Origin of the sequence: Methanobrevibacter sp., from assembly GCF_045541095.1 — an archaeon.
Classification (GTDB): Archaea; Methanobacteriota; Methanobacteria; order Methanobacteriales; family Methanobacteriaceae; genus Methanocatella.
In genome coordinates this window covers 1-7,480 of the sequence record NZ_JAZQIJ010000106.1, presented here as the reverse complement: position 1 = coordinate 7,480, position 7,480 = coordinate 1, and the positions used below count along the sequence as shown (strand labels likewise).

At 36.8% G+C, this 7,480-nt stretch carries 6 protein-coding genes and 2 tRNA genes; all 8 read left to right on the top strand.

The window, feature by feature from the left end; translation table 11 throughout:
• Positions 1–414: 414 nt before the first annotated feature.
• Complete coding sequence (tgtA, locus tag ACKI2P_RS04735) at positions 415–2,394, top strand: tRNA guanosine(15) transglycosylase TgtA (protein ID WP_407375488.1); 1,980 nt, start codon at positions 415–417, stop codon at positions 2,392–2,394.
• Between the two features lie 4 nt (positions 2,395–2,398).
• On the top strand, positions 2,399–3,067 hold the full coding sequence (locus ACKI2P_RS04730) for a class I SAM-dependent methyltransferase (RefSeq protein WP_407375486.1): 669 nt from the start codon (positions 2,399–2,401) through the stop codon (positions 3,065–3,067).
• A gap of 119 nt (positions 3,068–3,186) precedes the next feature.
• Positions 3,187–3,260, top strand: a tRNA-Gly gene (locus ACKI2P_RS04725).
• 17 nt (positions 3,261–3,277) lie between these two features.
• Positions 3,278–3,351: transfer RNA gene (locus tag ACKI2P_RS04720), tRNA-Gly, on the top strand.
• Positions 3,352–3,494: 143 nt separating this feature from the next.
• On the top strand, positions 3,495–4,532 hold the full coding sequence (locus ACKI2P_RS04715; RefSeq protein ID WP_407375484.1) for a hydroxymethylglutaryl-CoA synthase: 1,038 nt from the start codon (positions 3,495–3,497) through the stop codon (positions 4,530–4,532).
• Positions 4,533–4,544: 12 nt separating this feature from the next.
• Complete coding sequence (locus tag ACKI2P_RS04710; RefSeq protein ID WP_407375482.1) at positions 4,545–5,702, top strand: thiolase domain-containing protein; 1,158 nt, start codon at positions 4,545–4,547, stop codon at positions 5,700–5,702.
• Between the two features lie 26 nt (positions 5,703–5,728).
• Complete coding sequence (locus ACKI2P_RS04705; RefSeq protein WP_407375480.1) at positions 5,729–6,685, top strand: DUF1848 domain-containing protein; 957 nt, start codon at positions 5,729–5,731, stop codon at positions 6,683–6,685.
• A gap of 418 nt (positions 6,686–7,103) precedes the next feature.
• On the top strand, positions 7,104–7,250 hold the full coding sequence (locus tag ACKI2P_RS04700; RefSeq protein ID WP_407375478.1) for a hypothetical protein: 147 nt from the start codon (positions 7,104–7,106) through the stop codon (positions 7,248–7,250).
• The last annotated feature ends 230 nt before the right edge of the window (positions 7,251–7,480 follow it).

Genomic DNA, 7,480 nt, shown 5'->3' with positions numbered 1-7,480 from the left:
TATCCTAGGCTATCTCCCTCGTCCCATGGGTTCAGACAAAAATGTTAATGTTTTGCTTTTTTAAACTTGGTTATCGTTGAAAAAAGTTTTGATTAACTTTGTCATTTATTAGTTTAGATTTCATTGGTATTTAAAGTTCTTAAGAGAGCATTTGATAAGTATTTTTTTGTGCAATTCATCCATGACCTAAAAGGTCATGGTATTCTTGCAATATTTTTAATAAATATTAAATTTAAATAACAATTTTACGCATTGACTTTTTTTTAATAGCTAAATGCTTTTTTTCCATTTTCAAATAAGCAAAATTTATATAATTTCTAGCTTAAAGTTTAGTTTAGAAGTAAAAACATTCTAAATTATTTAGAGATAAATTTTGTTTTGAAATAATTTTTAAATTTAATGAGTAAGATTAAAATGTTTGAGATTAAAGCTAAGGATAATATGGGTAGAGTAGGAGTTTTAAAAACCAAGCATGGTGATGTAAAAACTCCTGCATTGATGCCGGTGATTCATCCGAGAAAACAATCCGTTGATGTTTCAAAGTACGGTGCCGACATTGTGATTACCAATGCCTACCTGATTTACAAGGATGAGGAGTTAAAAAAGCAGGCCGTTGAAAAGGGATTGCATGAACTGATTAACTTTGACGGCCCTATCATGACTGATTCCGGTTCATTTCAGCTGTCAGTCTATGGTGACGTTGAGATAACAAACAAGGAAGTAATTGAATTTCAGGAACTCATCAAAACAGATATCGGAACAAGCCTCGACATTCCTACAGCGCCTTTTGTTGAAAGGGAAAAGGCTGAAGCCGATTTGAAAATCACTTTGGAGCGTGCAAAAGAGGCAGTCGAATACAAAAAAGAGCACAACATCGAAATGCTTTTGAATTCAGTTGTTCAGGGCTCAACATTCCTTGACTTGAGGCGTGAATGTGCAAAGGAACTCTCAAAACTGGATGCTGATTTGTATCCTATCGGTGCGGTTGTCCCTCTGATGGAGTCATATAAGTATAAGGATCTCGTTGATGTCGTTATGAACTCAATGAAAGAGCTTTCAGACACTGTTCCTCGCCACCTCATGGGTGCAGGACATCCTATGATATTTGCACTGTGCGTTGCTATGGGATGTGACCTGTTTGATTCAGCGGCATACATTTTATATGCCGAAGACGACAGGCTACTTTCAACAAGGGGAACATTCAAGCTTGAAAACCTTCAGGAAATGCCATGTTCATGTGAAGTGTGCAGCAAATACACTCCTGATGACTTGAGGGCAATGCCTAAAGAGGAAAGAGTGCAGCTTATAGCTCAGCATAACCTTCACGTTTCATTTGCAGAGTTAAGGTTAATCAGGCAGGCCATCTATGAAGGCAGTCTCATGGAGCTTGTTGAGGAACGTTGCAGAGCACATCCTGCACTTCTTGATGCTGTTAGACATTTGGGCAACTATTCAGATGATTTGGAAAAATATGACCCTAGAAGCAAAAAGTCAGCATTCTTCTACACAGGTCCAGAATCACTGTGCAGAAGTGAGGTTTTAAGGCATATGCAGAAACTCAGGGAAATGCCTAAAAAGCGTGACTTGATTATTCTTCCTCCTTCAAGAAAACCGTATTCCAAGTTCATATCTGGAAAGCTTGGAGAGTTTTACATTTATGGTGCGGAACAGGAACTCGACCTTGAGAATACTGATTTCATGGTCCTTGATATTCCGTTTGGTCTGATTCCTTTAGAAATCGATGAAGTCTATCCGTTAAGTCAAAATGCCGCTCCTAAAATACGTGATGTTGACAGCATTGAATTTATTGAGGATTTCATTAATGAATTCATCGAATACTATGATCAGGTTCTTATACATTCAAAAATAATCAAGGATTTGGATGTTGGCCTTTACAACAAATGCATTTCATCAGATGAGATAAGATATCACAAGGATGATATCAAAAAGGTCAAGGCAATTGCAGACTATCAGTTCGGATACGGTGCAGGAGAAGCACTGTTCACAGGCAATATCAACATAGAAAAAAGTAAGAAAACAGGTAAAATCAGACACATCTATGACGGTAAAGTATTAATTGTGAATATGAGGGCATCAGATTCCTATCTGATTTTATCAAAAGAGGGCGCAAAAAGGCTTCACAATGCTATGCCTTATCCTCAAAACAGGGTTGTGGTCAACAAGGATTCAGAACCGTTTGCACTTGACGGTAAAAGTGTCTTCTGCAAGTTTGTCCTAGACTGTGATGAAAACATAAGGGCAAAAGATGAAGTTCTCATTGTCAATGAAGAAGATAAACTGCTTGCCTATGGAAAAGCGCTATTGGGAGCATGTGAAATAGAACAGTTCCAGACAGGTCAAGCGATAAAAACACGTAAAGGAATGAAAAAGTGATACTATGAGTGATAACGATAAGGTAAATACAGGTCATCATATTGAAGATAAGGAACTTATTAAAAATGCAAGAAAACCTGTCGGCGAGCTGGGCCATCAGATTTTAGACAGGATGAACAAATCCCATGAAAGCATGGCGCAGTGGGGTGTAAGCCACTTTGAAATACGGGAGGACAGCAAAATTCTTGACATCGGTTGCGGTGGTGGAAGAAACATTGAACGCTTTGCCGCACAGATTTCAGATAACGGCCGTGTTGTCGGAATTGACTATTCAGAAGTGAGTGTTGAGAAGTCCACCAAACTGAATCAGGAAGCTATTGAGCGTGGAATTGTTAATGTTTTGCAGGGTTCCGTTTCAGACATGCCTTTTTATGATGAGACCTTTGATATCGTAACAGGCTTTGAAACAATCTATTTCTGGCCGGATTTCATAAACGATTTAAAGGAAGTCAATCGTGTCTTGAAACATGACGGTCTGGTATTTTTCTGCAATGAAGCAGTTTACCGTGAAGGTGAAATGGAAAAATATGATGATCTTGTAGAACTTCTGGATATGAAAATCTATTCTGAAGATGTATTGAAGGAATCTCTTGAAAAAACAGGTTTCAAGGATTTTAAAGCTTATGTAAATGATGAAAATGATTGGATTTGCGTAACTGCTCGTAAAGTCTGATTTAATCATGATTGTGAGTGACTTTTAGTTACTCATTTTAAAATTTTTAAGATTTTTACAAAAATATGCAAACATTTATATATCATTAAAACATAAGTTTATTTGTTGTTAGTTTTCATGCGGTGTTAGTCCAGCCTGGTTAAGACTCTAGCCTGCCACGTTAGAGACCCGGGTTCAAATCCCGGACGCCGCATTTTTTATAATTATTATGCAGTTGTGGTATAGTCTGGTTATTACTTGGGCCTTCCAAGCCTACAACCCGGGTTCGAATCCCGGCAACTGCATCTTTATTAAAATCTTATTTTAAAGTTCTTATTTTGTTTAAAAATCCTATTTTTGTAGTTAGTTTTATATAATAATAAATATATAATATTAATAATTAAATTAATTTTTAATGTCTTTTAAGATTATTATTTAAGGTGATTTAATGGTAGGAATAGTAGGATATGGTGCGCATGTACCATCTTATAGAATTAAAGTGGAAGAAATCGCTAAGGTATGGGGTGATGACCCTGTAGCTTTATCAAATGGATTGGTAGTTAATGAAAAATCCGTTCCTTCCGCTGATGAAGACACTGCTACTATTGCAGTAACCGCTGCTAGATACGCTCTAGCAAGAGCTCAAATTGATCCAAGTAAAATCGGAGCCGTTTATGTAGGTTCCGAATCACATCCTTATGCAGTAAAACCAACAGCATCCATTGTTGCTGAAGCGGTATGTGCAACTCCAAAGATGACTGCAGCAGATTTGGAATTTGCATGTAAGGCAGGTACTGCAGGTATCCAAATGACTATGGGTCTTGTTGAATCTGGAATGATTGAATACGGATTGGCTATTGGTGCCGATACCTCTCAGGGTGCTCCTGGAGATGCATTGGAATACACTGCATCCGCAGGTGGTGCGGCTTATGTCATAGGAAAGGAAAATACAATAGCTGACATTGAACACACCTGCAGTTTCACAACAGATACTCCTGATTTCTACAGAAGGGAAGGTCAGGACTATCCTTCACACGGTGGACGTTTCACAGGTGAACCTGCATACTTCAAGCACGTATTAAGTGCGGCAAAAATGCTGTTTGAAGAAACTGACAGTAAACCTGAAGATTATGATTATGCTTGTTTCCACCAGCCAAACGGTAAATTCTACTTAAGGGCAGGTAAAAAATTAGGATTCACTTCAGATCAAATCAAACAAGGTCTTTTAACTCCTAATATTGGAAACACTTATTCCGGTGCTGTACCATTGGCTTTATCCAACATTTTGGATGTTGCAGAACCAGGCGATAAAATCTTTGTTGTCTCTTACGGTTCAGGTGCTGGAAGTGACGGATTTGTAATAACCGTTAAAGATGAGATTGTTGAAAGAAGAGAATTAGCTCCAAAAACACAGGATATCATTGACAATAAGATATATGTCGATTATGCTGTTTATGCTAAATTCAAAGGCAAAATTAAAATGTAAGGGGGCTTAGATATGAGAGATGTTGCGATTATAGGAGTTTCACAAACCAAATTTGGTGAATTATGGGATTCATCTTTTAGAGATTTAATTGCCGAAGCTGGTGTAAAAGCCATTAATGATGCTGAAATTGACGGTGCAGATATTGAAGCACTATTTGTTGGAAATATGTCTTCCGGATTATTTGTAGAGCAAGAACACATTGCTGCCCTTATTTCCGACCATGTAGGTCTTAATCCGATACCTGCAACAAGAGTTGAAGCTGCTTGTGCATCAGGTGGATTGGCTTTAAGGCAAGGAATCATGGCTGTTGCATCAGGTTTTCATGATGTGGTAATTTCTGCAGGTGTAGAAAAGATGACTGATGTAGTAGATGCCACTCCGGCAATTGCCACTGCATCCGATCAGGAATGGGAAGCACAGCAAGGAGCTACATTCCCGTCATTATATGCAATGATTGCTAAAAGACATATGTATGAATACGGAACTACCCGTGAACAGTTGGCACAGTTTTCAGTTGTAAACCACAAGAATGCATCCAAAAACCCAAATGCACAGTTCCCATTCGAAACAAGTGTCGATAAGGTTATCAACTCCACAATGGTTGCAGATCCATTGACACTTCTTGACTGCTCTCCTGTAAGTGACGGTGCAGCAGCAATTGTAATGGTGCCTGCTGAAGATGCTAAAAAATACACTGATACTCCAATTTATGTTAAAGCTTCCGCACAAGCTTCTGGAACATTGACTTTACATGATAGAAAAGACATAACTACTATTGAATCTACCAAAGTAGCTTCCAGAAAAGCTTATGAAATGGCAGGAGTAACAACCAAAGACATTGATGTTACTGAAGTTCATGACTGTTTCTCAATCAACGGACTTCTAGCAGTAGAGGACCTTGGATTTGCCGAAAAAGGTAAAGGTGGAATAGCTATCGAAGAAGGTCAAACAGAAATTGATGGTGATTTCCCAATCAACTCCTCAGGAGGTCTTAAAGCACGTGGACACCCATTAGGTGCTACTGGTATTGCTCAAGCTGCTGAAATCGTATGGCAACTCAGAGGAGAAGCTGGCGGACGTCAAGTAGAAGGTGCAGAACTCGGTATGACTCACAATATCGGTGGTACCGGAGGAACTGCAGTAGTACACATTTTCGGAAGAGATTTATAAAATCTCTTTTACATTTTCTTTTTTTTATGATAATTAATACCGGTTCAAGAACGGATATTCCCGCTTTTTTTCACAAATGGTTCCTGAACAGAGTTGATGAAGGTTTTGTCTGCAGTAAGAATCCTTATAATAATGATATCTATAAATATCCTATTCGTCCTGATGTTGTGGACTGCATGTGCTTCTGCTCTAAAAACCCTAAAATGCTGGTCAAAAAGATTGATAAATTATCTGAGTATAACCAGTTCTGGTTCATGACGATAAATGCATACGGCAAGGATGTTGAAGTCAATGTTCCCGATTATAAAAGGGTTATAAAGACATTTAAAAGATTGTCCAATTATGTCGGTCCGAATGCTCTGGAGTGGAGATATGATCCGATTTTCGTCACTGAAAAGTATAATTTGGACTTTCACATTGAAAAATTTGCAGAAATATCATCCGAGCTTTCAGAATATACTAATTTCTGCACAATAAGTTTCATTGATTTGTATAAGAAGGTTGTAAGAAATTTTCCTAAGGCCAGAGAAGTTGAAGTTGAAGAACAGCTTATTATAGGTGAAAATTTCTCAAAAATTGCTCATGATTTTGATATTCAAATAAAGACATGTCTTGAGGGGACTTTGCTTGACCAGTTTGGTTGTGATTCATCTGGATGCATGACTCAAAAAGTGATTGAACGGGCTATTGGAAATAATTTAAAATTGCCTAAAGGAAAATACCGCAACCGTGAATGTGATTGCATATTTGGAAGGGATATTGGAGCATATAATACATGCTTACATGGATGTAGATATTGCTACGCCAACAGTAACATGAAGCTGGTTAAAAGAAATCAGAAGTTGCATAATCCTGATTCACCATTGCTGCTTGGGGAAGTTAAAGAAAGCGATGTTGTAAAGGAAATTTCAGAACCTAGCTATATTGAAACCCGCGAAAAAGTTCTACCACTTAAGCGTACTTTTCAATCAACTTTGTTATAAAATTTTATTTGATGATTGTCAAATAATTATTTAAATAATTTATTCAGTATTACATTAATTAGAAATAATTTTGGACTGTATATATTGAATTTATAGTAAATTAAACTTTAATTCAAAAAATCATTAATAATAATGTTGATGTCCCTCCAAAAATTATTGGTTCTACATTAATTGTAAATTTATTAACTAACTAAAAGTAGGTAATCGGATTTTCGATTACTTACCAATTTTCCGTGGACAATTTATAAAATTATTAACTGAATTGATTATATTAATAAATTAATAACTTTCATACTTGTTGATAATTTTAATATCATACTTAAAATCAAATGGGCGAAATTTAGTTGCAAGGTCATTTGTTCTAAAATAATCCCAAGAGGTTTCATCGGAAGTTAAAAATTTTAAATGAAACGGATCAATGTATTCGGTTAAATTGGATGGAGTCACTTATTGTGAGCTTCCAGATGTAGCTATTGTCAATAATGTCAGATTCGTATGGGAGGACAACAAACTCTACATGGAATGGGACGGTTGTGATGATAATGAAAAAGTATATTTTATATAAAAGAAATAATAAAATATATAATAAAAAATATAATATCATTAGTGAGGTTTGATTATGACTATAAGGAAGCTTGTCGGAACTTTGGAAAACAAAGGCCCATACATTGACCAGGCAACAGGCCACTGGTTCTACTGGAACGGCACCAAGTATGTGGACTCAGGCTATCCCTATGCAGTCAAGCCCATTATAGAATTCAAAATCGAAAATGGAATCTTATACTATTCAATTAC

Bases quoted from the DNA above. Each gene is read 5' to 3' on its own strand.
- tgtA (WP_407375488.1), top strand. From the start codon at position 415: ATGTTTGAGATTAAAGCTAAGGATAATATGGGTAGAGTAGGAGTTTTA.
- ACKI2P_RS04730 (WP_407375486.1), top strand. From the start codon at position 2,399: ATGAGTGATAACGATAAGGTAAATACAGGTCATCATATTGAAGATAAG.
- ACKI2P_RS04715 (WP_407375484.1), top strand. From the start codon at position 3,495: ATGGTAGGAATAGTAGGATATGGTGCGCATGTACCATCTTATAGAATT.
- ACKI2P_RS04710 (WP_407375482.1), top strand. From the start codon at position 4,545: ATGAGAGATGTTGCGATTATAGGAGTTTCACAAACCAAATTTGGTGAA.
- ACKI2P_RS04705 (WP_407375480.1), top strand. From the start codon at position 5,729: ATGATAATTAATACCGGTTCAAGAACGGATATTCCCGCTTTTTTTCAC.
- ACKI2P_RS04700 (WP_407375478.1), top strand. From the start codon at position 7,104: ATGTATTCGGTTAAATTGGATGGAGTCACTTATTGTGAGCTTCCAGAT.